At 56.9% G+C, this 605-nt stretch carries 2 tRNA genes and 1 rRNA gene; all 3 read right to left on the bottom strand.

Annotation, left to right across the window (positions count from 1 at the left end):
- Positions 1-31 precede the first annotated feature (31 nt).
- Positions 32-107: transfer RNA gene (locus IE079_RS18680), tRNA-Ala, on the bottom strand.
- Between the two features lie 272 nt (positions 108-379).
- Positions 380-456 (bottom strand) — tRNA-Ile (locus IE079_RS18675).
- Positions 457-543: 87 nt separating this feature from the next.
- Positions 544-605 (bottom strand): 16S ribosomal RNA (locus IE079_RS18670); the annotation flags it as partial.

Raw genomic sequence — 605 nt, 5'->3', positions numbered from 1 at the left:
GTTTTCGACAGGGCTGTCGTCAGTCTCGATATGGTGGAGCCAGGCGGGATCGAACCGCCGACCTCCTGCGTGCAAGGCAGGCGCTCTCCCAGCTGAGCTATGGCCCCGGATGCTTGTCCAGCTTCCGTTACTCGTCGTTGCAACCCTCGCTCGCATCAGTCATGACCCATCGAGGGTCACTCCTTCACTCACTCACGCTGCGCCTAGATTAACGAAACCTGTCCGGCGCCTCCGCGTTCGTCGGCCACCACTGGGTTTACCCACCCGGTGCACCTCTTGACTGCGAGACGTGCTCCGAAAATTGGGTTAGCCTAGGCATCGAAAGGTGTAGCGTGCGAGTAGCACGTGAGCCTTTCGATAACGACGGATAACGCAATTTTGGTGGGTCTGGGTGGATTTGAACCACCGACCTCACCCTTATCAGGGGTGCGCTCTAACCAACTGAGCTACAGACCCAATAATACGGGCCTGTAAGACCCTATTGCTCTCTTCACGTTAACCAAGTAATTCGTGTGGACTCTGACCGAAACCTCCGGCGATCGTTAAGGAGGTGATCCAGCCGCAGGTTCCCCTACGGCTACCTTGTTACGACTTCACCCCAGTCA

This window comes from Marinobacter zhanjiangensis (assembly GCF_014651935.1).
GTDB classification, from domain to species: Bacteria; Pseudomonadota; Gammaproteobacteria; order Pseudomonadales; family Oleiphilaceae; genus Marinobacter; species Marinobacter zhanjiangensis.
Note: the sequence above shows the minus strand (reverse complement) of the source record. Positions and strands in the feature narration are given on the sequence as shown.